This is a genomic window from Bacillus sp. FJAT-44742, from assembly GCF_002797315.1.
In the GTDB taxonomy this organism is placed as follows: domain Bacteria; phylum Bacillota; class Bacilli; order Bacillales; family Marinococcaceae; genus Thalassorhabdus; species Thalassorhabdus alkalitolerans.
Map to the genome: position 1 here is coordinate 3,424,932 of NZ_KZ454936.1, position 25,426 is coordinate 3,450,357.

Sequence of the window (25,426 nt, forward strand, 5' to 3'; positions counted from 1 at the left end):
ATTCAACAACCTTTTCAAGTAATTTATTCAGATTTTTGGTTTCGGAAGATGAAATGTCGGGAATAAAGAATAATGGACACTAATAAGGGGTGAATAGAATGTCAGCAGTATTAGAGGCTAAGTCACGTACAGATTTAAAACGTTCTGCCACAAGAAAGCTTCGCGTGGAAGGTTTTGTGCCAGGTGTACTATACGGTAAAAAAGTAGAGAGCACACCGGTAGCGGTTGAAAATGTTGACTTTATTAAAACCATTCGTGAAGTAGGGCGTAACGGCATTGTAGAATTAGAAGTGGAATCTACAGGAAAGAAACATAAAGTTATCGCTCATGATATTCAAGTAGATCCGCTTAAGGACCATATCATGCATATAGACTTCTTCGAAGTTGATTTAGATGCTGAAATGGATGCAGATGTTACAGTAAGTCTAACTGGAGAAGCACCGGGTGAGAAAGAAGGAGGCATTGTCTCTCATCTTCTTTACAACATCACCGTGCGAGCTAAGCCAGAAGATTTTCCAGAAGAAATAACAGTCGACATTTCTGAACTAAACATTGGTGATTCCATTCAAGTTGACGCATTGAAGTCCGGTAGAAACTTTGAAATTCTAGGTGAACCGGATGAAACAGTGGTAACCGTGCTTCCACCGCAAGAAGAGGAAGATCCTGCTGCTGAAGAAGGCGGAGAGCCTGAGCTGGTAGGCGAAGAGGGTGCAGAGGAATCTGGTGAAGACGCCTCTGAAGATAATAATGAATCAAATCAATAACAAATAGATTACAAGGTATAGCCGGTTGTGGCCGGGTATACCTTTTTCACATCTGAGATTTTTGAAAGGAAAGACGGAGGTAGAGCCTGTACCGGCTCTTCTCCGTCCATTCTGCGTGAAAGAAAGCGATGAAGTGAGGGAAAGATTATGAAGCTCATTGTCGGTTTAGGAAATCCAGGGGCAAAGTACAAGGAAACAAGACACAATGTTGGCTTTGAAGCTATTGATATAGTGGCAGAAAAACTGAGTATCTCTTTAGATCAAAGCAAATTTAAAGGGGTATACGGGACAGGAGTGCAGGGTGGCGAAAAAGTATTTTTACTTAAGCCCCTGACCTTTATGAACTTATCAGGGGAATCGGTTAAGCCTTTGCTTGATTACTTCTCCATTAAACCTGAAGATGTATTGGTAATATATGATGATTTGGATCTCGAACCAGGTTCATTGCGCCTTCGACAAAAGGGGGGCCATGGAGGCCATAATGGCATGAAGTCTCTTATCAATCATTTGGGCACAAAAGATTTTAAAAGAATCAGAATAGGTGTTGGACGTCCCGAAGCAGGAGCATCCATTACCTCTCACGTGTTGGGTAAATTCCCGCCTGAGGAAAAGGAAGCTGTAAAGGAAGCGATTGAGAAGTCAGCTGAAGCCGCTGCTCTGTGGACGAAAGAGGATTTTGCTTCAGTGATGAATGAGTTTAATCGCAAAGAAGGAGTATAGGGAATGCTTCTGCCGTTTATACTACGAAAAAATAGCTGTAAACGGTAGAAGGGAGTATGCATATGGCAATTTCATATCACTGCCGTCATTGCGGGACAATCATCGGTGAGGTAGAAGACGATCGGCTGCTGGATTCTCATAAGCTTGGTTTACAAGAGCTTACAGAAAGTGAACGGGCAGAAATGGTTCATTACGGAAATAATGGAAATACCTATGTGAAGGTCACATGTGAGCATTGTCAGGAGGCATTGGAGAGAGATCCTTCCTTGCATGCAATTGAGCGTTGGATTAACTAATTAATCATATTATCATGATATTATATAAGATAGAAAAACAGCTTTGGTGAGACGTGAGCCAAAGCATTTTTCTGTTCTCTAGCTGCAAGTAAGGTGGAAAGAAGCAGTCTCGGATTGTATATAATTGGTGTACAGCTATGTGCATCTGAATAGATAAGTAGGAGAAGGCCGTCATCCTGTTCCAAAGAGTGGGAGAGGTGGTTGAGAAATGAGGAGGAACAAAAAGAATGAAGGGTATTCAACAGGTCTTACTGAACAATAAAGATGTTCAAGCGGTAAAAGAGGGCGTGGAAGCGGGATTAAAGGAGCAGTTGGTAACAGGGTTGACAGGGTCGGCCCGCACGATGTTAATGGCTTCGTTTTTTGAAGAAACTTCCCGTCCACAGGTTGTGATCACACATAACCTGTACCAAGCTCAAAAACTCTATGAAGACTTAATAGATCTTTTAGGTGATAATGTTTACTTATACCCTGTGAATGAACTTATTTCCTCGGAAATAGCTGTGGCCAGCCCTGAAATGATGGCTCAGCGAATTGAGGTATTAAATACACTGCTGCATGGAAAGAAAGGCGTTGTGGTTGTTCCTATTGCAGGAATGAGACGTCTTCTCCCTCCTCCATCTTTATGGGAGCGCTGTCAATATCGTTTAAGAGTCGGGGAAGATCTGCCTATAGATGACTTTGTGTATACGCTGACATCTACGGGGTATCAACGAGCCGATATGGTCAGCTCCCCAGGCGAATTCAGCATTCGTGGAGGTATCATCGACATCTATCCACTGACAGAGGAAAATCCTCTGCGTATTGAGCTTTTTGATACCGAGATTGATTCCATTCGCTACTTCCATGCAGAAGACCAGCGTTCATTAACTCAAGTAAATGAAGTGCTCATTGGTCCGGGACAGGAAATTATTCTGTTTAAAGAGCATCTATACCGGGGAGCAGAAAAGCTCGAGCAATCCCTTGCAGCCTCTTTAAAGAAGTTGAAGAACAACGAAGTGAAGGAAAAGCTCCAAAGCTATTTAACATATGAAAGGGATCAGCTCCGCGAGGGAAGCAGATTTCAGGGGCTGTATAAGTACGTAAGTTATTACTACGAAGAAACCGGTACGTTATTAGATTACCTGCCGGAAGACTCACTAGTAATGGTTGATGAATTAACAAGAGTTCAGGAAATGGCAGAAAGGCTGGATAAAGAGGAAGCTGAGTGGAACACCGCATTACTGGAGCAAGGTGAAGTCCCACATGACCTTGAATTATCCATCCCATTTGAAAAGCTGTTTACTCGTATGAAGCAGCCAAAGGTTCACCTGTCCTTGTTTTTACGCCATGTGCCTACCATTAATCCGCAAAATATTGTAAATGTGAACTGTAAGTCCATGCAGCAGTTCCATGGGCAAATGCCTGTGTTACAGGGGGAAGTTGACCGGTGGAAAAAAGGCAGCTTTACAGTGGTATTCATAGCAAGTGATGATGAACGGGCTAAAAAGCTGCAAAATATACTGAGTGATTATGATATCGAAACGGAAATAGCGAAGGAAGGTACCTCACTTCGACCAGGATATCTATATATCACCACGGGGTATTTAAATAGCGGCTTTGAGCTTCCTATGGAAAAGATAGCTGTGATTACGGAAAAAGAAACGTTTACGAAGAAAGTAACAAGAGCAAGAAGAGGTCAGAAAATATCTAATGCTGAGCGGATCAAAAGCTATTCAGAGCTCCAGGTCGGTGACCTTATCGTTCACACTAATCATGGAATAGGTAAATATTTAGGAATTGAAACTCTTGAAGTAAACGGTATTCATAAAGATTATTTAAATATTTCCTACGCAGGAAACGATAAGTTGTATGTGCCTGTGGAACAGATAGACCAGGTGCAGAAATACGTCGCTTCAGAGGAGAAAGACCCTAAGATCTACGCACTTGGGGGAAGTGAATGGAAAAAGGTTAAACGAAAAGTACAAAATTCAGTAGAAGATATAGCCGACGACTTAATCAAGCTTTATGCAGAAAGAGAAGCTTCGAAAGGTTATGCCTATTCACCTGACAGCCCTGAACAAAAAGAATTTGAATCTTCTTTTCCTTATCAGGAAACAGAGGACCAACTAAGGGCAATTCAAGAAATTAAAGAGGACATGGAGAAAGGCAGGCCAATGGACCGTCTTCTTTGCGGAGACGTTGGCTATGGAAAAACGGAAGTTGCGATCAGGGCTGCCTTTAAAGCCATTATGGATGGGAAGCAGGTAGCAATACTGGTGCCGACGACCATACTTGCCCAACAGCATTACGAGACCATCCAGGAGCGGTTTTCGGACTACCCTATTAATGTAGGCCTCTTAAGCCGTTTCCGTACACGAAAGCAGCAAAATGAAACGATAAAAGGGTTAAAGGCAGGAAGCGTAGATATTGTTATCGGTACGCATCGCGTTCTTTCTAAGGATGTAATATTCAAGGATCTAGGTCTATTAATCGTGGATGAGGAGCAGCGTTTTGGCGTGACCCATAAAGAAAAGATCAAGAAGCTGAAATCTAATATCGATGTACTTACTCTGACAGCCACTCCAATACCAAGAACCCTTCATATGTCTATGCTTGGTGTCCGGGATTTGTCTGTTATTGAAACACCTCCGGAAAACAGGTTTCCCGTTCAAACGTATGTGCTCGATTATAATGCATCGCTCATCAAGGAGGCAGTAGAAAGAGAATTGAGCCGGGGAGGGCAAGTGTATTTTCTCTATAACCGCGTAGATGATATAAGCCGTATGGCAGATCAAATTTCTATGCTTGTTCCGGAAGCAAATGTCACCTATGCACACGGGCAAATGAACGAACAAGAGCTTGAATCAGTGATGATAGACTTCCTGGAAGGAAATAAAGATGTACTGGTGACAACTACTATCATCGAAACAGGTGTAGATATTCCGAATGTAAACACTTTAATCATTTACAACGCTGATAAGATGGGGCTCTCCCAGCTGTATCAAATACGTGGACGGGTAGGAAGATCTAACCGGGTGGCTTATGCCTATTTTACCTACCAGCGGGATAAGGTGTTAAGTGAGGTTGCTGAAAAACGGCTGCAGGCTATTAAGGAATTTACAGAATTAGGATCCGGTTTTAAAATCGCGATGCGCGACCTTTCTATCAGAGGTACAGGAAATCTTCTCGGTGCCCAGCAGCACGGCTATATTGAATCCGTGGGGTTTGATTTGTATTCACAAATGCTGAAGGATGCAATTGAAGAGAGGAAAGGCGATAAACCAAAAGAGAAACCACCTGAACTTGAAATTGATATGAAAGTAGATGCTTATATACCTGCCAGCTATATTGAAGACTCCAAGCAAAAAATTGAAATGTACAAACGTTTTAAAGGAGTGGAGTCAACAGAGGATATCAGGGATCTTGAGGATGAAATGATTGACCGCTTTGGTGATTTTCCTGTGGAAGTCAAGAACCTTATTTCTCTGACAAAAGTTAAGGTATACGGACAGGAAGAAGGAGTTGAGGCTTTGCTGCAGGAGAACAATAAAACTTCACTCATTCTTTCAAAAGAAACGAGTGATCAGATAGACGGGGCAAAGCTGTTTGCTGTCATAAATGATCTTGGCAGAGAACTGGGTCTTGGAGCAACGGATCAAAAAATCAAAATCGTTCTTCAACGACGCAAGATGTCAGATGAAAAGTACTTGGGCTTACTTGAAAAGCTTTTGAAAAGACTGCCAGAAGCAAAAAAAGAAACGGTTAATCAGACCAATTAAACAGTATCAAAGGGAAAACAGGCAAAATTTAAAAAAATATATGGAAATTGAATGAATAGTTCTTTTTTGGTGACGGATAATAGGAGTAGCAAAACGATGAAGTAGAACTTTTCAACAGAAAAGTCTCAAAAAGAAAGGCAGCTAAGTTTATACCACCATTCTTTTATTCATCTCATCAAGAGAAAACAACTTAGAAAGTGAGGCATCTCAGATGAAAGCTACTGGTATTGTCCGTCGGATTGATGATCTCGGAAGGGTCGTCATTCCTAAAGAAATTCGCCGAACTTTACGAATAAGGGAAGGCGATCCATTAGAGATTTTTGTAGATCGAGACGGGGAAGTCATACTGAAGAAATATTCCCCTATCTCAGAATTAGGTGATTTTGCTAAGGAATATGCAGAGGCATTATACGAAACACTCCACCATCCTATTTTGATCGCTGATCGCGATACGTACATTGCTGTTTCTGGAGGATCAAAGAAAGAGTATGGCACGAAAAACGTTGGAGAAGTAGTTGAGGAAGCCATCTCCGAACGTCAGACAAAGATCGAGAGCAGTCAAGGAGAATACAACGTCGTCAGTGACCATAAGGAAGAAATGCAAGGCTATGTGGTAGCTCCTATCATTGCTAATGGTGATCCTATTGGAGCAGTTGTTATGGTTGCCAAAAATGAATCATTTCATAGTGAAGTGACACAAAAGCTTCTGGAAACAGCAGCCGGTTTTCTTGCCAGACAAATGGAGCAATAATTAAGATTATAACCGATTTCAAAAAAGCAGCCAGCGGGCTGCTTTTTTGCAGTCATCTTTCGTTCCCCCGTCTCTTAGGAAAGTCGTACAATGTGATATAATTAACGCCGGATACAACCCCGGGAGATAAAGCCACATATGAGAAAGGAAGAGCCTTTTTGGAGAAACGGAACATACTCGCTGGCAGTAAATTAATAAAGGGAGCTCTTATCCTTTCAGCAGCCGGTTTACTGGGAAAAATACTTAGTGCTCTATACCGAGTCCCTTACCAGAATTTAACCGGAGACTTAGGTTATTATGTTTATCAGCAGATTTATCCATTCTACGGAGCTGTAATGGTCATCTCCATGTATGGGTTTCCGGTGATTATTTCAAAGATGATGCTTGAAGAGCGTTTACATAGATCCAAGGGAGAGGAAATAGCAGCCGCCTCTTTTATATTGCTTTCACTTTTTTTCCTGCCGTTATGTATTCTATTGTGGGTGGCTGCTCCTTTTCTTGCAGAGTGGATGGGAGACGAAATGTTAGCATTTCCTCTTCAGCTCATCTCTTTATCGGTTTTGACAGTCCCCTTTCTAGCGTCACTCCGCGGGTACGGACAAGGAAGGGGAAATATGGTACCTACCGCTGTCTCTCACCTATCCGAGCAAGTGCTGAGAGTAGCGGTCATATTGATATTTGCGTGGATTACATATATGAGCCAGGGAACAGCATACCAGGCAGGTACAGGAGCAGCCCTTGGATCGGTTATCGGAAGTGCAGCGGGAGCTGTGGTTCTCTTTTTTGTTACATTTAAAAGCCACCCGATTTCGTTTACACATCTTCACTGGCCAAGTGTGTTTGCTTCAAGCAGACAAATAGGAAAAAGACTTTTTGTAAATGGTATGCTCGTTTCTGTAGGAGCTATGATGTTTATCATCTATCAGCTTGTTGATGCATTGATGGTTATTCGAATGCTTCAGGGAGCAGGAATTACTGGAGAAGAAGCGATGGTGGCAAAAGGTGTATTCGATCGCGGGCAGCCTCTCCTACAGTTTGGAACACTGGCGGCTACTGCATTTTCCTTAGCTGTAATTCCATATATCAGCAGAGAAGTTTCAAGGAAAAACGAGAAGGAAGCCCGTATATTCGGGGAGCTTGCCATAAGGATAAGCATTATTGTGGGGGCAGCAGCTGCCTTGGGGCTGTGGGTCATTGCTGAATCCGTAAATGTGATGTTGTTTGTTAATGGCCATGGTACAGAGGTGCTTAGGTGGCTTGGCTTAACACTAGCCGTAAGCGGTGCAGCCGTCACATCAGCAGCTGTACTTCAAGGCAGAGACCATTTTTATCTGCCGGCTATTCACTTAAGTATAGGCATTATCGTCAAAATCTCTTTGAACATTTTGCTTATCCCAGCTTTCACAACAATTGGGGCTGCGGCAGCAACCGTAACAGGGATAGGAGTTACAGCTCTGTTAAATATTATTTTTATTTACCGAAAAGGCTATGCTGTAAAAATACAAGCCTTACATGTTGTCAAAGGGGGAGCTGCTCTGCTTTTCATGTTACTGTTCACCTGGATTTTACATTCCTGTCTTATGACTGGAGGGGAAGGTGGACGGGGAGTTCATACCATTGCGGCGGTATGTTCTGCCACTGGAGGAGGAGGCATCTTTTTGCACCTTTTGTTACGCTGGAAAGTGATTTCCACTCCTGAAAGCAGCTATCTCCCTGGCATGGACCGTTTAGAAAAGATTCTGTTGGTAAAGGAGCGATCAGCATGACTAGTAAAAAAATTTCAATCGTAGGTCTAGGGCCTGCAGGTATTGAATTTCTTCCACTAGGAGCATACAGGTTCATTAAAAAACAAGAAAAGGTCTACGCCAGAACAATAGATCATCCTGCTGTGAAAGATCTTCAGGAGGAATCTATAGCGATTGACAGCTTTGATTATTTATACGAAAAGCATGGAAATTTTGAGGATGTTTATAAGGAGATTGTAGAACGGCTCAGTGAGGAAGCACGCTCAAAGAATGTTTGCTATGTCGTTCCTGGTCATCCCATGGTTGCTGAAATGACGGTACAGCTGCTCATTGAAAAAGAAGCTAAGGGTGAGGTGTCTATAGAATTTAAAGGAGGAGCAAGCTTCCTTGACCCCATGTTTCAAGCTCTTCAGATTGACCCGAGTGATGGTTTTCAGCTTTTAGATGCGACTGAGCTGGGTAAAGAAAATATGAATGTACGACAGCATATGATCATTACCCAACTATATGATCCACTTATTGCTTCGGAGGTAAAGCTTACTCTGATGGAAAAAGTTCCAGATGACTATGAGATAAAGCTGGTAACAGCGGCAGGCTCTACGAAGGAAAGGGTAGAAACGCTCCCTTTGTATGAGTTGGACAGAAAAGCGGAGATAAGCAATTTAACAGCACTATATATTCCTCCAGTAAAGGAAGAGGCGCTCCTGTATCAGGACTTCAACACACTTCGGCAGGTAATTGCAGAGCTTAGAGGCCCAAATGGCTGCCCGTGGGACAAAAAACAAACACACCAGTCCCTAAAAAAATACCTTCTTGAAGAAGCTTACGAAGTATTGGACGCTATAGATGAAGAAGATGACTGGCATCTTCAAGAAGAGCTCGGAGATGTATTGCTTCAAGTCATGCTTCATGCGCAAATTGGAGAAGATGAGGGTTACTTCACGATAGATGATGTCATAGAAACTATTACAGAAAAAATGATCCGCCGTCATCCTCATGTATTTGGAGAAGAACAGGCAGAAATAGCCGATGAGGTGGTGACTAATTGGGATGCAATTAAAAAGGAAGAGAAAAAAAGCAAAGGGGAAGATACAGAGACATCCTCTATATTAAGCAGTATTCCCGTATCCCTTCCGTCCTTAATGAGAGCATTCGATCTCCAAAAGCAAGCAGCGAAAGTGGGGTTTGACTGGGGCGAAGCAGAGCCAGTATGGGCTAAACTTCAGGAGGAAATAGAAGAAATAAAGGCTGAAATTCAACAAGCTGACAAGGAAGCGATGAAAAAGGAATTCGGGGATCTGTTGTTTGTCCTAGTAAATCTGGGTCGCCACTATGGCCTTCACCCTGAAGAATCCCTCCATATGACGAACCAGAAATTCCAACGTCGATTTGCCTATATCGAAAAAAGGGTACGAGAAGAAAAGAAAAACCTTGAGGATATGAAATTAGAAGAAATGGATGCTTTGTGGGAAGAAGCAAAAAGGAAGGAGAGAGAATCATGAGAATTGATAAGTTTTTAAAGGTTTCCCGTTTAATCAAACGCAGAACCTTAGCAAAAGAAGTGGCTGCCAAGGGAAGAATTACGGTTAACGGAAACAAGGCTAAAGCCGGCACGGAGGTAAAAGAAGGCGACGAGATTGCGATTCAGTTTGGAAGTAAAAAAGTTACGGTAAGGGTAGAGGCAATCAAGGATACGACAAAGAAAGAAGAATCAAATTCGATGTACACTGTTTTAAAAGAAGAAGTGCAAGAGGCAAAAGAAGAGGAGAGAAATTACTAAAGTTAACCTGGCTGCGGTCAGGTTATTTTTGTTTTGCTTATTCGTTTATTCTATTACTCTCTTGTGATGCATAGGCATGAAACAAGCTAAAGAAACAGGAGAGTGGTCGTATGACATACCGTGATGATTATCAAGTAGAGCGTCCTCAAAAGGTTCATGATATTACCCTCAAAGGAAGAAAAACATTAGAGATTTCTGGTGTGAAAGAAGTTGAAAGCTTTGACAATGAAGAGTTTTTATTAGAAACAGAGCTTGGTTATCTTTCCATCAGGGGCCATAACCTTCACATGAAAAACCTGGATGTAAAAGAAGGTGTTGTTTCTATTGAAGGGAAGGTAGATGATCTTATCTATCTGGATCAGCAGGATAACAAAACAAAAGGCTTATTCGGGAAGTTGTTCAAGTGACACTCTCTGTTCAGTTCTACACTATGCTTGTAATGGTCCTTATGGGAACAGCAGTAGGAATGAATTTAGATTTATATCACAGGTTCCTGGGGAAAGAACGATATTTTTCTTGGAGACGAGCTTTACTTGATGTATTGTTCTGGGTGGTTCAAGCTTTATTGATATTTTATTTTCTCCTTCATGCTAATGAAGGAGAAATGCGTATTTATGTTTTTCTTGCTCTCCTCTTTGGCTTTTATTTTTACCGCCTTTGGGGCAGAGATGTTTTTATGTCTACAGTCGAGAAAGTAATTACCTTTGTAAAACATTTGTTTCGTTTTTGCAAGCAGATAATTACATTAACCGTTTTCAAACCTGTCAAATTCATATTGAAAGTCTTTGTAAGCTTAGGTATGATAGGAATAACAACCTTGTGTTCGATAGTAATAGGAATCTTCCGTGTAATTATATTCCCTCTTCGCTGGTTGGCATCGCCAATTGTTAGCCTGTTTATCCGCTGGTTCCCTCCTTCTTTGCGAAAAAGCATAAATTCTAAGGTAGATTTATTAAAAAAATGGGTAAAGGAGTGGCGGATATTTAAACGTAAAGGTGGTTAGAAATGGCAGATCAAAAAAAGAAAATTACCAGACTGAAAACACAGTACGCAAGCGAGAAGAATCGTGAGCAGGAAAGAATAAAAGCTGTAGAAGAAAAGCGTAGACGCGGCCTGTCACGGCGCCTTACTGCTCTTGCAGCAGTCGGCATTCTTTTTACTATTATTGCCTCCGTTACTTTAATATCCCAGTGGTCCATGCTTGAAGCAAAGAAAGAAGAAAGAAACAGCTTGGAAATAGAGATAAAAGAGCTGCAAGCGGAGGAAATAGAATTGAAGCAGGAGATCGAGAACTACAATGATATAGACTACATAGCAGAGATTGCTAGAAGAGATTATTATCTAACAAAGCCTGGAGAAACGTTATTTAAAGTTCCGGCACAACAACAGTCTGATTGACACTTATTTTTTCATTCAAGTATAATAGTGGTGGCTGGCGGAAGGCATGCATGAAAACTTGCCCTGCTTACAAATAAGTGATTAACAAATTGTCTCACTTATCGTGTATAATAAAGGGGCAGGATATTCTTGCCCAAGGCCGCAATGAAATTTGAGAAGTATACAAGGAGGAGCATTTTTTTCATGTCAATTGAAGTAGGCAGCAAGTTGGAAGGGAAAGTAACCGGTATTACCAACTTTGGAGCATTTGTGGAACTTCCGGGAGGCAAAACCGGACTGGTGCATATCAGTGAAGTTGCCGATAAGTATGTGGATAACATTAATGAATTTTTAACTGTGGGAGATACCGTCACAGTGAAAGTAATGAAAGTAGAGGACGATGGTAAAATCGGCCTTTCTATCCGCAAAGCGCAGGATCGTCCTGAACGTCCAGAGCGTCCAGAGCGACAAGAAAGAACAGACCGTCCTAAGGGTGAGCGTCGTGGCGGGTCCGGACGCGGACCGGGCCGTGGTGGACCAGGCGGACGACCGCAACGCCCCGCTTCTTTTGAAGATAAAATGAATCGTTTTCTAAAAGACAGCGAAGAGCGTTTGGCCTCGTTACGTAAGAACACTGATTCCAAGCGAGGTGGCCGTGGATCTAAGCGCTAATCTTGCTGCCGGCTCTTGCAAATAATATAAGAAAAAGGGTGACTTATACAGGGTGGTGCCTGTTTGCCTCTAACCTTTCCGCTAGTGGGTAAAAAGGAAAGAAGAGGACTGTAAGCATTCCCTGCTTGTCACCCTATTTTCTGTTCAAAAAACTATTGACTTATTTGTAGAGAAAAGATACAATATTTATTGTCGCATAAACGAGGCGGTGTAGCTCAGCTGGCTAGAGCGTACGGTTCATACCCGTGAGGTCGGGGGTTCGATCCCCTCCGCCGCTACCATACTTAGTTTATCTTTACTAAATTAATAGGTAAATCTTATAAATACGACCGAAAGGGATCTCCCTTTCGGTTTTTTTGTCTAATAAGTGATTGTTTCCTGTTATTTGAAATATATGTAGCCAAATAAAAAGAACCGGATTTAATTATCTGACTTTTTCAACTTCTTTCGCCTTGATCTGTCTTTATAGACAGATCCTTTTTTTGAAAAAAGAAAAGTTTTAAGAATATAATCAGTGATTTATTTTTGGAAAAAAAAGTAAAAACCTTAATAGGACAGGGAATTGGTTTAAGAAAAAGAAAACGTCGAAGAGTTTTTTCAGGGGTATTTGGCATTTTGACAAACATTATACTTTTCAACATCTATACTTGCTTTACAAATCCTTACAAGGTGGTGAAGCATGTGTTACAAAAAGAGACCACGACTAAAAGAAGCGTAGACGTGTTATGGCCTGTTAAACAAACATGGGGAATGATAACCGCAACAGGAAAAAAAGGAAAGGAACGAGCGATACGAGGATCTGAATTGGTTTTTCTGCAGTGGGGCGGACTCCTTTTTATTGTTGGAGTGCTGTTAGGAAGAGCTGTGCTGTTAGCAGAGCTTTACCCTTTTGCCATCCCTTTCTTTGCTGCTGTGTATGTATGGAAGAGAAACAAAGGGGTCGTTGCAGCGGCAGGTATTCTTTTAGGAACGTTCCTCGGAGCTCCTTTTCATGCCACGTTTGTTTTAGGAGGAATTATTCTTTTTGTTTTACTCTTTGAATGGATGAAACGATACAGCTGGAAAACCTCCATGTCTCTTCCTATAAGTGTTTTACTAGCCACCGGGCTTTCACGGTTGTTCGTAAACTGGGCTTCCCTTGGCGAAATTACTAGTTACACAGGGGTAATGACCGGTGTGGAAGCTGGGCTGAGCTTCGTACTTACTATGATATTTATGCAGAGCCTTCCTCTCCTGATGACTAAAAATCGCAGACAGCCTTTAAAACACGAAGAAATTGTCTGCTTCATTATACTACTGGCTTCAATAATGACTGGTGCTATTGGCTGGGTAATTTATGGCTTAGCCGCTGAGCATATGCTGGCTCGTTACTTGGTGTTGTTGTTTGCTTATATTGGAGGAGCAGCAATTGGTTCAGCTGTCGGGGTAGTCGTAGGTCTGGTGCTAAGCCTTGCAGCGGTAGCCAACCTGTATCAGATAGGGCTCCTGGCATTTGCCGGCTTACTTGGAGGACTATTAAAAGAAGGGAAAAAACTGGGGGTGAGCCTTGGGCTGTTGTTAGGAACGGCTCTGATTGCTCTATACGGAAATGGAATGGGAGCCGCAAGCTTGACGTTAGCAGAGTCTGCGGTAGCCGTTTTGTTATTTATCTTTACGCCTAAAGTGGTGACCAGCTTTTTAGCTAAGTATGTTCCCGGAACTTCTGAACACGTGCAGGAGCAGCAAAAGCATGCCAAGAAAATAAAAGACGTTACAGCTATGAAAGTCGAGCAGTTTTCAAAGCTGTTTCAAACGCTGTCTCATAGCTTTTCCGTACCCCCGTCTGTTCACAAGAGAGAGGAGGAACAGCATGAAGTGGACTTAATGCTAAGCCAGGTGACGGAAAAAACGTGCCAAACGTGCTTTAAAAAAGAAAGATGCTGGGTTAATCAATTTAATGAGACCTATGAAAGCATGTCAACCATGATTGAAGAATTACAGGTAAGTGGAGGGATTTCCCAAAAGACACAAGGGAGCTGGAGCCGCTTATGCCACTACAATACAAAAGTAATCAATGTGATGAAGGAGGAATTGGCTGATCATGAAAAGAGACAAACATTAAAATTAAAAGTAGAGGAGAGCAGAAGACTTGTAGCGGATCAATTAGAAGGAGTCTCCAAGATTATGGAAAACTTTGCTGGTGAAATACAAAAAGAAAAAGAAAACCATTATTGGCAGGAGGAACGAATACATGATGCGCTTAATCATGCCGGGGTAGAAATTAATCACATTGATATTTTCAGGCTTGATGAAGGAAATGTAGAAATAGAAATGGTCATGGAAAAGGATGAAGGGTTTGGTAAAGGAGAAAAAGTGATCGCGCCGATGCTTTCCGATATTTTAAATGAACATATTGTTGTTGCAAAAGAAAAAAGTGATGAAGCAGAAGTTGGATACTCCTGCATCACCTTTGTATCAGCCAGGACATACACCGTTGAAACGGGAATAGCGACTGTCGCTAAGGGAGGGACGTGGGTATCTGGTGACAGCCACTCAGCAGTGGACATTGGATCAGGAAAGTTTGCAGTGGCAATTAGTGACGGCATGGGAAATGGAAAACGAGCCCATGAAGAAAGCAAGGCCACTCTGCAGCTTTTGCAGACCATTTTGCAGTCGGGAATGGATGAAACAGTAGCGATTAAGTCTATTAATTCAATCCTCTCCCTTCGTACAAATGAAGAAATGTTTTCTACACTGGACTTGGCGATGATAGATTTACAGGATGCAGACGCTAAGTTTTTAAAAGTTGGTTCCATACCGAGCTTTGTAAAAAGAGGGAGTAAGGTATTTCAAATAGAAGCAGGTAACCTTCCGATGGGGATGCTGGAAAACGTTGAGGTGGATGTCGTAAATGAGCAGTTAAAAGATGGGGATCTTTTAATTATGATGAGTGATGGAATATTTGATGTTCCTAAAGGAATCGAAAACAAGGAAGTGTGGATGAAACGTCTTGTCTATCAGTTAAATGTAAATAAGCCGCAGGAGGTGGCAGATCTTTTATTAGAAGAAGTGATTCGGGCCGGACAGGGGGAAATTAACGATGATATGACGATAGTGGTAGCAAAAATTAAGCGAAATATACCAAAGTGGGCGTCAATACCAGTTGGACAGCATGTAAATCTGTTAAGGAAAAAAGCTCAGTAGCAGAATCATAGAAAGAAAGGAGAGAAAAGTATATTCCCCTTCGGATTTGTGAAAGATGGTACCATTACATCTTCATAACGGAGGGGTATTTTATGAGTAAAGGCACGTTAAAGCAAATTTTGTTGTTAACTGATGGGTGCTCGAATCAAGGTGAAGATCCGGTTGCTATAGCTGCTCTTGGAAAAGAGCAAGGAATAACCACAAACGTTATCGGTGTCCTTGAAGAAGGGATGATGAGCCAGCAAGGGGAGAAAGAAGTTGAGGAGATTGCTTTAGCTGGAGGGGGAATAAGCCAGATTGTATATGCAAAGCAGTTGGCACAAACGGTACAAATGGTAACAAGAAAAGCGATGACCCAAACTCTTCATGGGGTGGTGAACAAAGAACTTTCGAGTATTCTTGGAAAAAATCAAGAATTGGATGACCTTCCCCCTGAGAAGAGAGGAGAGGTGATGGAGATTGTTGATGAGCTGGGAGAAACCATTCGCCTTGAAGTATTAATTCTAGTAGATACAAGTGCCAGTATGAAAACAAAGCTGCCCATGGTGCAGGAAGCTCTTACTGATTTGTCTGTAAGTTTAAATTCCAGAGTTGGAGAAAATCGCTTTTCCTTATATTCATTTCCCGGGAAAAGAAAAGAGGTAGATCAGCTTCTGGACTGGACTCCAAAGATAGAGTCATTGACCGGCAAATTTCAAAAGCTTACGGTTGGAGGAGTTACTCCTACAGGGCCGGCTTTACAGGCTGCTTTGCTGAATTTTGGGAGACGTCAGGATAAAAGGAGTCTGATTTCTCGTGGTCACGAAGAAGACTACATGGAAGAGTCAGGATTCTAACTTGCAAAGGGGGACATGCATAACAGGGAAATGGCACGGGCACAAGTACCACGTATTAAAAAAGCTTGGGGAAGGAGCGACGGGTACTGTTTATCTGGCCGAATCGCCAAAAGGAAAAGTAGCGGTAAAAGTGGGAAAAAACAATATGTCTATTACTTCAGAGGTCAACGTATTGTCCCACTTTTCAAAAGTAAAAGGACAGGTATTGGGGCCTTCCCTCCTTGATATGGATGATGTGATCCTTCAAGGAGAGGCCTTTCCGTTTTATGTAATGGAGTATTTAGAAGGAACAACTCTCCTTTCCTTTGTAGAGAACAGAGGGAGTGAATGGGCACCTATATTTATTGTTCAGCTGCTTGGAGACTTGGATCGCCTTCACCGGGCTGGGTGGGTATTTGGAGATCTTAAGCCTGATAATTTAATTATTACCGGTCCTCCTGCAAGAGTCAGATGGTTTGACGTAGGCGGCACTACCCTCATAGGAAGGTCGGTAAAAGAATACACAGAGTTTTTTGATAGAGGATATTGGGGATTGGGAGACCGAAAAGCAACCCCATCCTATGATCTTTTTGCTTCCGCCATGATCTTTCTGAATGTGGCCTATCCAAATAGATTTGAAAAAAAGGGAGGAGAAAACTCTCTTCCATATCTTTCAGGAAAAATAGAGTCGGCTCCTCTGCTGCGTCCGTACAAGAAAGTATTGATGAGGGCATTAACCGGGGAATATCCAAACGCTCAATTAATGAAAAAAGATTTAATGGAATCCATCTCTGACAAACAGAGAAAAGAAAAGATAAAGCCTGTAAAAGAAGGAAAGCAATTGAAGAAAAAAAAGAGTACACCCCCCGCCAGTGCTTCTCCTGAGAAAAAGCCTTCCTATAAAATAGAAATAATGTTAACTGCCTCTTTTCTCTTTTTAGCATCTGTCTTATACTTAGTGGGACAGTGGATATAAATGAGAAAATTTACTAAAAAGCGAGGTGGGCCTGCTTATGGCAAAAGCAGAAGAAACAATGGATGTATGCCTTTTAGCAGGGCACCTTTTACTAAAATACGGAGCGGAAACTTACCGAGTAGAGGATACAATGAAAAGAATGGCGCAGGCCTCGCATATGAAAAAGGTCAACAGTTTCGTTACTACTACCGGTATCTTTTTATCATTTCAGACTGAAGACGGCTCTGATTTAATGCAGATGATTCGGATCGTCGAAAGGTTTCAGGACTTAAGCAAGGTAACGTCAGTAAACCAAATATCAAGAGAGTTTGTAATTGGAGATATTTCATTAGAAGAAGCAAATCTTCAGCTTCTTGATGTAGAAAACGCTCCTATGAATTATCCTCTCTGGCTCATCTATTTAGCATCAGGAATAGGTGGGGCAGCTTTTTCGTTTCTAATGGGCGGGAACTTGTTTGATATGCTTCCTGCTTTCATAGGAGGAGTCATTACTACGTTAAGTCTCGTATTTTTTCAGCATTTTTTGAAAGCCAAATTCTTTTCAGAGTTCATGGCTGCTTTTATAGGAGGAGGGACAGCTTTTTTCCTTGTGGGTATTGGTTTTGGCTCAAATATTGATCAGATCATTATAGGGTCATTAATTCCGCTGGTCCCGGGTATTCCATTAACGAACTCTGTCCGTGACTTGATGTCGGGAGATCTGGTTGCCGGAGTGGCGAGGGGCTCTGAAGCAGCTTTAACTTCACTTTCCATTGCTTCCGGCATAGCCTTATCAGTGACAATATTTTTAGGAATAATAGGGTGATAGAGGTATGTTGTTAGAGTTATTCCTTTGTTTTATAGCTACTGCTGCCTTTGGCATAATCTTTAATGTACCTTTCCGTCTTGTTTGGGTTGGAGGGTTCATCGGTGTACTTACATGGTTTCTTTACCGGATTTTGCCTGAATTTGATATTCCATTAGCCTTTGCCACCGGAGCTGCGGCTTTTAGTGCAGCATTTATTTCACACTGGCTGGCACGTTTTCAAAGAGTACCTGTCACTACTTTTACCATTCCGGGGATTATTCCTCTTGTTCCTGGTGGCAAAGCATATGCTACAATGCTTGCATTTGTTGATGAGGATTATATAACCGGCCTTGAGCAAGGAGTAGGGACCTTGCTTCAAGCAGGTGCGATCGCAGCCGGCCTGGTGTTTGCTTTATCTGTGTTTTCAATAGGCAGAGGAGTGGGACAGCGTTATGAAACAAACCGTTAAGGAATTTATTACCACCCACCAGTTAATTGACAAGGGGGATACCATTGTTGCAGCCGTTTCAGGCGGCCCTGATTCCATGGCTCTTCTTCATTACCTTCATAAGATGAAAGATACCTGGGAGCTTCAGGTTGTAGCAGCACATGTGGAGCATGGCCTCCGCGGTGCACCCTCTATAAAGGATGCAGAATTTGTAGAGGAGTGGTGCCGGGAGCATTCTGTCTATTTTGAAAAGGTTCACCTTTCATTAGCTGAAAAAGTAAAGCAAGACAAAGGATCAGTGCAAAAGACAGCTCGCCAGGCAAGGTACGAATTCCTGGAAAATGTAATGATCAGATGGAGAGCACAGAAGCTGGCAACCGCCCACCACGGAGACGACCAAGTAGAGACAATGCTTATGAAGCAGACGTCAGGAAGAGCGTTAATTGGAGAAATGGGAATACCGGTGAAAAGAGAAGAGGCATATGGCGTAATTATCCGACCATTTCTCTCGGTTACAAAGGAAGAGATCTTGGCGTATTGTCAAAAAGCAGGAGTTACATACCGGGAAGATGAGAGTAATAAGAAAGACGACTATTTAAGAAACAGGTTTCGGAAAAACGTTCTTCCTTTTTTAAAAGAGGAAGAACCGGAAGTCCATTCCCACCTACAAAAACTATCTGAATGGATGAATGAAGATAGAAAGTATATAGAAGCGATGGCAGAATCAGAAATAAAGAAGTCAGTCATCTCTAAACAGCCTGATGAAATTACCATATCTGTCCCTTACTGGGCATCTCTTCCTGTTTCTTTACAAAGACGGGGGATTCCTCTACTATTAAAGTATCTTTTTAGGGATAAAGAGCCAGAGCTTTCATCAATACATATAGAGGATTGTCTGCGCCTTATTTCGGGTACTAGTCCCTCAGGACAGCTGGATCTCCGTCAGGGACTGATGGTGGTTCGTTCATACGAGAAATGCCGTTTTACAATAGAAAGGCTTGAGGAGAACAGGGGTACAGAGGAAAAAAGAAATCTAAAGGTACCTGGTGAAACAGAGTGGAACGGTCACAAGGTAACAGCAAGGATTAGTGATCAGCTTCCACCTGCCTGGAAAGAAAAGGACATATTTGTATGTGAGCTTGAGGGGCTGCCTCTTCCTCTGACAGTGAGAGGGCGTCAGCCAGCTGATCGCATACGGCCAGCGGGGATGAAAGGAAGACAGAAAGTGAACCGGGTTTTTATTGATGAAAAAGTCGATAAAAACATACGTGATCACTGGCCGGTCATTGTTGATGGAGAAGGGGACATTTTGTGGCTTCCTCTGTTAAAAAAATCTGAGAGAGCGCTCACTGCAACACAAAATAAGCCTTTTTTAATTTTATTGTATGAAAAAAGGTGAAAGTGACAAAATGGTGAAAGATACGGCATCGTGGAGTTTTATGTGCCTATTTAAAGTGCAGGAAGGGTGTAGAGTGCTTTTTCTCATGGTAAGATAGGTCTCGAGGTAAAAAGACGCACGCTTTTGAGGCTTGCAAACATACATTCCATTCGGGAGGGTACACATAAAGAATGAAAGATGAAATCCAAAAAGTTCTAATTACTGAAGAAGAGATCCAGGAAAAAATAGGTGAAATTGCGAAAGATATGACGGCTGAATACGAAGGGCGTTTTCCATTGGTGATTGGAGTGCTCAAAGGAGCTCTCCCTTTTTTGACCGATTTGACGAAACGAATTGATACTCATTTGGAATTTGATTTTATGGATGTATCGAGTTATGGCAACAGTACTGTTTCATCTGGAGAAGTAAAGATTATTAAGGACCTTGATACATCAGTTGAGGGCCGGGATGTTATTATTCTTGAAGATATCATTGACAGCGGATTGACATTAAGTTATTTGGTAAGCCTAATAAAGCACAGAGGGGCTAAATCATTAAAAATTGTTACTCTTCTCGATAAGCCGGATGGCCGAAAAGTTGACTTAGTTCCTGATGTAGCAGGTTTTAATGTTCCGGATGAGTTTGTCGTCGGGTATGGATTGGATTATGCAGAAAGATATCGAAACCTCCCCTACATTGGTATTCTTAAGCCGGAAATTTACAAGAGCTAATTATTGTGAGGAAGAGAGCAAATATGATACTATTATCTAAGCTTTTATTGTCCGTGGGAGGAGGTCAGGAATGAATCGTATTTTTCGTAATACAATCTTTTACTTGCTTATATTTCTCGTTATTATAGGGATTATCAGTTTCTTGGGAGATGATCCGCAACAAGCTGACCTAGAGGTAACGTCTAATGAATTTGTTAGCACTCTGGAAAACAACGAAGTAACATCCATGATGGTACAGCCTGAAGGAGAAGTGTATTTCGTTCAATATCAAACTCATGAGTCCGCTGAGGACGAGTATTTTCATACACACATTCCTATTTCAGAAGCTTCAACTAACTTACTTATGACAGCACAAGGACCTGATGGGAACGTGGTGACGTTTGAAACGGAACCAGCCGAAGAGCCTGGAGGCTGGGTTACTTTCTTTGTTTCAGTTATCCCTTTCATCATCATCTTTATCCTGTTCTTCTTCTTGCTTAGCCAGGCCCAGGGCGGCGGCAGCAAGGTTATGAACTTTGGTAAGAGTAAGGCCAAGCTTTATCAGGAAGATAAGAAAAAAGCCCGCTTTAAAGATGTGGCTGGTGCAGATGAAGAGAAACAGGAGCTTATGGAAGTTGTTGACTTCCTTAAAGACCCGCGGAAATTCGCGACAATCGGTGCCCGTATCCCTAAAGGTGTTCTTCTTGTAGGACCGCCGGGAACAGGTAAGACATTAATCGCAAGAGCTGTGGCAGGGGAAGCCGGAGTACCGTTTTTCTCCATCAGTGGTTCAGACTTTGTGGAAATGTTTGTCGGTGTCGGTGCATCCCGTGTTCGTGACCTCTTTGAAAATGCAAAGAAAAATGCTCCTTGTATTATTTTTATTGATGAAATTGATGCCGTGGGCCGCCAGCGTGGTGCCGGTGTCGGCGGCGGACACGACGAACGTGAGCAGACCCTTAACCAATTGCTCGTAGAAATGGACGGGTTTGGTGCCAATGAGGGGATAATTATCATTGCTGCGACAAACCGTTCTGATATTTTGGATCCAGCTCTCTTGCGTCCTGGACGTTTTGACCGTCAGATTATGGTAGGCCGTCCTGACGTGAAAGGCCGTGAGGAAGTACTTAAAGTACATGCCCGTAACAAGCCTTTAGCAGATGACGTGAATTTGAAAGCCATCGCACAGCGTACACCTGGTTTTTCAGGAGCTGATCTTGAGAACCTCTTAAACGAAGCTGCCCTGGTGGCTGCTCGGGAAGACAAAACGAAGGTTCACATGAAGCATGTAGAGGAAGCCATTGACCGTGTGATTGCTGGACCTGCGAAGAAGAGTCGTGTGATTTCAGAGAAAGAAAAAGGAATCGTTGCGCATCACGAAGCAGGCCATACGGTCGTCGGTGTGAAGCTTGAAAATGCGGATATGGTTCATAAGGTAACGATTGTTCCTCGAGGCCAGGCAGGCGGTTATGCTGTTATGCTTCCAAAAGAGGACCGTTACTTCATGACGAAGCCGGAGCTTCTCGACAAAATTGTCGGTCTACTTGGCGGACGTGTAGCTGAGGAAATTATCTATGGCGAGGTAAGTACAGGAGCCCATAATGATTTCCAAAGAGCGACTGGTATCGCAAGGAAAATGGTTATGGAATACGGTATGAGTGATAAGCTGGGACCTCTGCAGTTTGGTTCAGGCTCCGGCGGTCAAGTATTCTTGGGACGAGACATCCAAAATGAACCAAATTACAGTGATGCAATCGCCCATGAAATTGACCAGGAAGTTCAGCGCATTATTAAAGAATCTTATGAGCGCTGCCGCCAGATTTTAACCGAAAACAAGGACGCTCTTGAACTGGTTGCTCAAACGCTTCTTGAGCTTGAGACTCTGGATGCTGAACAAATCCAATCTCTTGTTAATGAGAAGAAGCTTCCAGAAGGTCATCATGCAAACCCTGAAAACCAGGACAATGATGATGTGAAGGTAAATATTCAGTCTAAATCAGACAATGACAAGGCTGATGTCTCTTCTTCTGAAGAAGGAAATGTCACAAAAGAGCCAGAGGATGGAATCGAAGAATCTGGTCCAAACGATCTGCCTGAAAATCCAGATCCCGAAGACAGAGATAAGCGTTAAGATGAGTATTTTTTAAAAAGGGGGGTGCCTACGGGCATCTCTTTTTTAATGCCTGGTATTGTAGCTGAGCAAGCAGAATCAGAAAAAAAGGTGTAATACCTCTGGTAAGAAGGGGACACGCTTTATAGGAATCTGATCAGGGGAAAAGACATTTTGCTTTCATATTTTTTGTCTATAAGCTATTCTTTGTAAGCAAACGTTTTAACAATTAAAAAAGGTGCAATAGTGGTGATATAAATGATTTGTGTAATTGACGTGGGAAACACCAATATAGCGTTAGGGTTATATGATAAAGAGACACTTTTATATCATTGGCGTATTTCTACTGACCGAAGAAAAACCGAAGACGAGTATGGGATGATTATTAAATCTCTAATGGAGAATAATAATGTATCAGCCCAAAGTGTAGAAGGCATTATTATTTCTTCCGTTGTTCCTTCCATGATGTTTGTATTTGAGCATATGAGCAAAAAATACTTCAACCTTACACCTATGGTGATTGGCCCGGGAATTAAAACGGGCTTAAACATTCGGTATGACAGTCCAAGAGACGTAGGGGCTGACAGAATTGTTAATGCAGTCGCAGCTCTGCATCAGTATAGTGGTCCTTTAGTGATTGTAGACTTTGGGACAGCGACGACTTTTTGCTATATTGATTCCTCTAATCAATACGCAGGGGGGGCAATTGCTCCCGGACTCACTATTTCCACAGAGGCCCTGTACAATCATGCCTCTAAACTGCCAAGAGTTGAAATAAGCAAACCAGAGAGCGTAGTAGGGAAAAATACGGTTCATGCTATGCAGTCTGGAATATATTATGGTTTTGTAGGACAGGTAGATGGGATAGTATCTCGAATGATTGACCAGGCTGATCAGGCTCCATTTGTCATTGCTACCGGTGGGCTTGCCAAGTTAATCAGTAAAGATTCAAAAACGATCAACAAAGCAGATCCATTTTTAACCTTAAAAGGTTTAAAAGTCATTTATGAAAAAAATAAATAAATCATTAAAAGGAATTTTCTACGGAAAGGATGGACAAGTATGTCTGATTATCTTGTAAAAGCAACGGCCTATGAGGGAAAAGTAAGGGCCTATGCAATAAAATCCACCGAAATGGTGAATGAAGCGGTCCGCAGACATCAGGCGTGGCCAACAGCCGCAGCAGCTTTAGGACGAGCGATGACGGCTGGGTCCATGATGGGAGCCATGCTAAAGGGAGACGATAAACTAACGATTAAAATCGAGGGCGGCGGCCCAATGGGCCCCATCGTAGTTGATAGTGATTCTAAGGGGAATACGAGAGGGTATGCTCATAATTTACAGGTTCATTTTGATTTAAATAAGCATGGGAAATTGGATGTAGCCCGGGCAGTGGGAACAGAAGGACATTTGGCAGTAGTAAAGGATTTAGGAATGAAGGAGCATTTTACTGGTAACAGTCCTATTGTATCAGGTGAACTTGGAGAGGACTTTACTTACTATTTTGTTACGTCTGAACAGGTTCCTTCATCAGTGGGACTGGGGGTCCTCGTGAACCCTGATAATACGATAATGGCTGCTGGTGGTTTTATTCTGCAACTGCTTCCAGGAGCTGATGATGAGCTGATTGACAACTTAGAGACGCAGATTGGTGCAATGCCGCCTATTTCAAAGCTCATTGAAAAGGGAAAAAATCCTGAAGAAATTCTTCAAATTATTTTTGGAGAGGAAGTAAAGATTCTTGAGAAACAAGAAGTGAAATTCTCCTGTCAATGCTCCAAAGAACGAGTTGGAAATGCAATTGTGAGTCTTGGAAGCGAGGAATTAGAGGATATGATCCAAAAGGACAAGGGAGCAGAGACTCAGTGCCATTTTTGTAATGAAATCTACAATTTTTCTGTAGAGGACTTACAGGAACTAAAGGAACGTGCGTTGAATAGTGAAAGTAATACCCCTGGATAAAAGGGGTATTATCATTGAGCCCCAGCTTTAATGAATAAAGTGTTTGACACTTTAAATAATCTACTGGTAAGATAAAAACAATAAAGCCTATGAAATTACTAGGGTATTAGGAGGAGTCTTAATGAGAGTAGCAAATTCAATTACTGATTTAATTGGAAACACTCCGCTAGTAAAGTTAAATCGTTTAGTGGGAGAAAACGACGCAGATGTTTACTTAAAGCTTGAATTTATGAACCCGGGAAGCAGTGTTAAGGATCGTATTGCGTTAGCGATGATTAAAGATGCTGCAGAACAAGGAAAGCTTAAAGAGGGAGATACACTCATAGAGCCAACAAGTGGAAACACGGGTATTGGATTAGCAATGGTTGCTGCTGCTCAAGGATACAAAGCAGTGCTTGTCATGCCTGATACAATGAGCATGGAGCGCCGGAATCTGTTACGCGCATATGGCGCAGAACTTGTTCTTACACCTGGAGCTGAGGGTATGGGTGGAGCAATCCGTAAAGCGAACGAGCTCGCAGAAGAAAATGGATATTTCATGCCTCAGCAATTTGAAAATGAAGCAAACCCAAAGATTCATCGTGAGACAACAGGAAAAGAGCTGCTGGAACAAGTAGACGGTCAAATTGACTCTTTCGTATCTGGTATTGGAACTGGCGGCACAATTACAGGTGCAGGTGCCCTTTTAAAAGAAAATTATCCGGAGATGAGAATTGTAGCTCTTGAGCCAACGGATTCCCCGGTTCTTTCTGGCGGAAGCCCCGGCCCGCATAAAATCCAGGGCATTGGCGCTGGTTTTGTGCCGAAAATCCTCGACACCGACGTGTATGATGAAGTCGTTCAGGTAAGTAAGGATCAAGCCTACGAATATGCTCGCCGTGCAGCGAGAGAAGAAGGCATCCTTGGCGGAGTTTCTTCAGGGGCGGCGATTTATGCTGCATTAGAAGAAGCGAAAAAGCTTGGTAAAGGAAAGAAAGTCGTAGCTATCATTCCTAGTAATGGAGAGCGCTACCTCAGTACACCTCTTTATCAATTTGAAGAATCAGAATAAAAAGCTATTAAAAAGCAGCCGTTTCTGGCTGCTTTTTTTGGAATCTTTTACACGAGGCGTCAGGACACATTAGGGGAGAGGGCTCCTTATTTTTTTTCTTGTCTCTTAATGGTACAATGAGGAACGATTTAAAGCTTCCC

At 42.3% G+C, this 25,426-nt stretch carries 23 protein-coding genes and 1 tRNA gene; all 24 read left to right on the forward strand.

The genetic code is table 11. The annotated features are described in order from the left end of the window. Positions 1–98 precede the first annotated feature (98 nt). The 24 genes from CEF17_RS16850 to cysK all read left to right on the forward strand — a co-directional run bounded on the left by CEF17_RS16850 (position 99) and on the right by cysK (position 25,286). Positions 99–764, forward strand: coding sequence for a 50S ribosomal protein L25/general stress protein Ctc (locus CEF17_RS16850; RefSeq protein ID WP_100400541.1), 666 nt, complete (start codon positions 99–101; stop codon positions 762–764). Between the two features lie 147 nt (positions 765–911). After that, positions 912–1,484, forward strand: coding sequence for an aminoacyl-tRNA hydrolase (gene pth, locus CEF17_RS16855; protein WP_100400542.1), 573 nt, complete (start codon positions 912–914; stop codon positions 1,482–1,484). A gap of 62 nt (positions 1,485–1,546) precedes the next feature. Beyond that, positions 1,547–1,780 carry an anti-sigma-F factor Fin family protein gene (locus CEF17_RS16860; protein WP_100400543.1) on the forward strand — a complete coding sequence of 78 codons (234 nt, stop codon included), beginning with the start codon at positions 1,547–1,549 and terminating at the stop codon, positions 1,778–1,780. A 227-nt stretch (positions 1,781–2,007) separates the two neighbouring features. Then, positions 2,008–5,541, forward strand: coding sequence for a transcription-repair coupling factor (gene mfd, locus CEF17_RS16865; RefSeq protein ID WP_100400544.1), 3,534 nt, complete (start codon positions 2,008–2,010; stop codon positions 5,539–5,541). Between the two features lie 211 nt (positions 5,542–5,752). Next, entirely contained in the window at positions 5,753–6,292 is a 540-nt protein-coding gene (gene spoVT / locus CEF17_RS16870) for a stage V sporulation protein T (RefSeq protein ID WP_100400545.1), read from the forward strand. Between the two features lie 158 nt (positions 6,293–6,450). After that, positions 6,451–8,058 (forward strand): putative polysaccharide biosynthesis protein, encoded by a 1,608-nt coding sequence (locus CEF17_RS16875; protein WP_100400546.1) that lies wholly within the window; start codon positions 6,451–6,453, stop codon positions 8,056–8,058. Next, on the forward strand, positions 8,055–9,539 hold the full coding sequence (gene mazG, locus CEF17_RS16880; RefSeq protein WP_100400547.1) for a bifunctional methyltransferase/pyrophosphohydrolase YabN: 1,485 nt from the start codon (positions 8,055–8,057) through the stop codon (positions 9,537–9,539). The genes CEF17_RS16875 and mazG overlap by 4 nt, the downstream gene beginning before the upstream one ends. Then, positions 9,536–9,817 carry an RNA-binding S4 domain-containing protein gene (locus tag CEF17_RS16885; RefSeq protein ID WP_100400548.1) on the forward strand — a complete coding sequence of 94 codons (282 nt, stop codon included), beginning with the start codon at positions 9,536–9,538 and terminating at the stop codon, positions 9,815–9,817. Before mazG ends, CEF17_RS16885 begins: the two co-directional genes overlap by 4 nt. A gap of 110 nt (positions 9,818–9,927) precedes the next feature. Further along, on the forward strand, positions 9,928–10,224 hold the full coding sequence (yabP, locus tag CEF17_RS16890) for a sporulation protein YabP (protein ID WP_100400549.1): 297 nt from the start codon (positions 9,928–9,930) through the stop codon (positions 10,222–10,224). Beyond that, on the forward strand, positions 10,221–10,820 hold the full coding sequence (gene yabQ, locus CEF17_RS16895; protein ID WP_100400550.1) for a spore cortex biosynthesis protein YabQ: 600 nt from the start codon (positions 10,221–10,223) through the stop codon (positions 10,818–10,820). The genes yabP and yabQ overlap by 4 nt, the downstream gene beginning before the upstream one ends. A gap of 2 nt (positions 10,821–10,822) precedes the next feature. After that, entirely contained in the window at positions 10,823–11,215 is a 393-nt protein-coding gene (locus CEF17_RS16900; protein ID WP_100400551.1) for an FtsB family cell division protein, read from the forward strand. Between the two features lie 183 nt (positions 11,216–11,398). Further along, on the forward strand, positions 11,399–11,866 hold the full coding sequence (locus CEF17_RS16905; protein WP_100400552.1) for a S1 domain-containing RNA-binding protein: 468 nt from the start codon (positions 11,399–11,401) through the stop codon (positions 11,864–11,866). Positions 11,867–12,070: 204 nt separating this feature from the next. Continuing rightward, a tRNA-Met gene (locus tag CEF17_RS16910) sits at positions 12,071–12,147 on the forward strand. 400 nt (positions 12,148–12,547) lie between these two features. Further along, a complete protein-coding gene (gene spoIIE, locus CEF17_RS16915; RefSeq protein WP_157843070.1) occupies positions 12,548–15,049 on the forward strand; it encodes a stage II sporulation protein E in 2,502 nt (833 codons plus the stop codon). 92 nt (positions 15,050–15,141) lie between these two features. Further along, complete coding sequence (locus CEF17_RS16920; protein ID WP_100400554.1) at positions 15,142–15,885, forward strand: VWA domain-containing protein; 744 nt, start codon at positions 15,142–15,144, stop codon at positions 15,883–15,885. Next, entirely contained in the window at positions 15,845–16,840 is a 996-nt protein-coding gene (locus CEF17_RS16925) for a protein kinase domain-containing protein (RefSeq protein ID WP_100400555.1), read from the forward strand. Before CEF17_RS16920 ends, CEF17_RS16925 begins: the two co-directional genes overlap by 41 nt. Positions 16,841–16,877: 37 nt before the next feature. Next, on the forward strand, positions 16,878–17,645 hold the full coding sequence (locus CEF17_RS16930; protein ID WP_054637353.1) for a threonine/serine exporter family protein: 768 nt from the start codon (positions 16,878–16,880) through the stop codon (positions 17,643–17,645). Positions 17,646–17,652: 7 nt separating this feature from the next. After that, a complete protein-coding gene (locus CEF17_RS16935; RefSeq protein WP_054637354.1) occupies positions 17,653–18,096 on the forward strand; it encodes a threonine/serine exporter family protein in 444 nt (147 codons plus the stop codon). Next, positions 18,080–19,474, forward strand: coding sequence for a tRNA lysidine(34) synthetase TilS (gene tilS, locus CEF17_RS16940; protein ID WP_100400556.1), 1,395 nt, complete (start codon positions 18,080–18,082; stop codon positions 19,472–19,474). Before CEF17_RS16935 ends, tilS begins: the two co-directional genes overlap by 17 nt. Before the next feature lie 170 nt (positions 19,475–19,644). Further along, complete coding sequence (gene hpt / locus CEF17_RS16945; RefSeq protein WP_054637356.1) at positions 19,645–20,184, forward strand: hypoxanthine phosphoribosyltransferase; 540 nt, start codon at positions 19,645–19,647, stop codon at positions 20,182–20,184. Positions 20,185–20,254: 70 nt separating this feature from the next. Beyond that, on the forward strand, positions 20,255–22,294 hold the full coding sequence (ftsH, locus tag CEF17_RS16950) for an ATP-dependent zinc metalloprotease FtsH (protein WP_100400557.1): 2,040 nt from the start codon (positions 20,255–20,257) through the stop codon (positions 22,292–22,294). Positions 22,295–22,531: 237 nt separating this feature from the next. Beyond that, complete coding sequence (locus tag CEF17_RS16955) at positions 22,532–23,296, forward strand: type III pantothenate kinase (RefSeq protein ID WP_100400558.1); 765 nt, start codon at positions 22,532–22,534, stop codon at positions 23,294–23,296. Positions 23,297–23,335: 39 nt separating this feature from the next. Next, positions 23,336–24,235: an Hsp33 family molecular chaperone HslO gene (hslO, locus tag CEF17_RS16960; protein WP_100400559.1), complete on the forward strand. Its 900-nt coding sequence runs from the start codon at positions 23,336–23,338 to the stop codon at positions 24,233–24,235. A 121-nt stretch (positions 24,236–24,356) separates the two neighbouring features. Next, complete coding sequence (gene cysK, locus CEF17_RS16965) at positions 24,357–25,286, forward strand: cysteine synthase A (protein WP_100400560.1); 930 nt, start codon at positions 24,357–24,359, stop codon at positions 25,284–25,286. Positions 25,287–25,426: the final 140 nt, after the last annotated feature.

Bases quoted from the DNA above. Each gene is read 5' to 3' on its own strand.
- CEF17_RS16850 (WP_100400541.1), top strand. From the start codon at position 99: ATGTCAGCAGTATTAGAGGCTAAGTCACGTACAGATTTAAAACGTTCT.
- pth (WP_100400542.1), top strand. From the start codon at position 912: ATGAAGCTCATTGTCGGTTTAGGAAATCCAGGGGCAAAGTACAAGGAA.
- CEF17_RS16860 (WP_100400543.1), top strand. From the start codon at position 1,547: ATGGCAATTTCATATCACTGCCGTCATTGCGGGACAATCATCGGTGAG.
- mfd (WP_100400544.1), top strand. From the start codon at position 2,008: ATGAAGGGTATTCAACAGGTCTTACTGAACAATAAAGATGTTCAAGCG.
- spoVT (WP_100400545.1), top strand. From the start codon at position 5,753: ATGAAAGCTACTGGTATTGTCCGTCGGATTGATGATCTCGGAAGGGTC.
- mazG (WP_100400547.1), top strand. From the start codon at position 8,055: ATGACTAGTAAAAAAATTTCAATCGTAGGTCTAGGGCCTGCAGGTATT.
- CEF17_RS16885 (WP_100400548.1), top strand. From the start codon at position 9,536: ATGAGAATTGATAAGTTTTTAAAGGTTTCCCGTTTAATCAAACGCAGA.
- yabP (WP_100400549.1), top strand. From the start codon at position 9,928: ATGACATACCGTGATGATTATCAAGTAGAGCGTCCTCAAAAGGTTCAT.
- CEF17_RS16900 (WP_100400551.1), top strand. From the start codon at position 10,823: ATGGCAGATCAAAAAAAGAAAATTACCAGACTGAAAACACAGTACGCA.
- CEF17_RS16905 (WP_100400552.1), top strand. From the start codon at position 11,399: ATGTCAATTGAAGTAGGCAGCAAGTTGGAAGGGAAAGTAACCGGTATT.
- CEF17_RS16920 (WP_100400554.1), top strand. From the start codon at position 15,142: ATGAGTAAAGGCACGTTAAAGCAAATTTTGTTGTTAACTGATGGGTGC.
- CEF17_RS16930 (WP_054637353.1), top strand. From the start codon at position 16,878: ATGGCAAAAGCAGAAGAAACAATGGATGTATGCCTTTTAGCAGGGCAC.
- CEF17_RS16935 (WP_054637354.1), top strand. From the start codon at position 17,653: ATGTTGTTAGAGTTATTCCTTTGTTTTATAGCTACTGCTGCCTTTGGC.
- tilS (WP_100400556.1), top strand. From the start codon at position 18,080: ATGAAACAAACCGTTAAGGAATTTATTACCACCCACCAGTTAATTGAC.
- hpt (WP_054637356.1), top strand. From the start codon at position 19,645: ATGAAAGATGAAATCCAAAAAGTTCTAATTACTGAAGAAGAGATCCAG.
- ftsH (WP_100400557.1), top strand. From the start codon at position 20,255: ATGAATCGTATTTTTCGTAATACAATCTTTTACTTGCTTATATTTCTC.
- CEF17_RS16955 (WP_100400558.1), top strand. From the start codon at position 22,532: ATGATTTGTGTAATTGACGTGGGAAACACCAATATAGCGTTAGGGTTA.
- hslO (WP_100400559.1), top strand. From the start codon at position 23,336: ATGTCTGATTATCTTGTAAAAGCAACGGCCTATGAGGGAAAAGTAAGG.
- cysK (WP_100400560.1), top strand. From the start codon at position 24,357: ATGAGAGTAGCAAATTCAATTACTGATTTAATTGGAAACACTCCGCTA.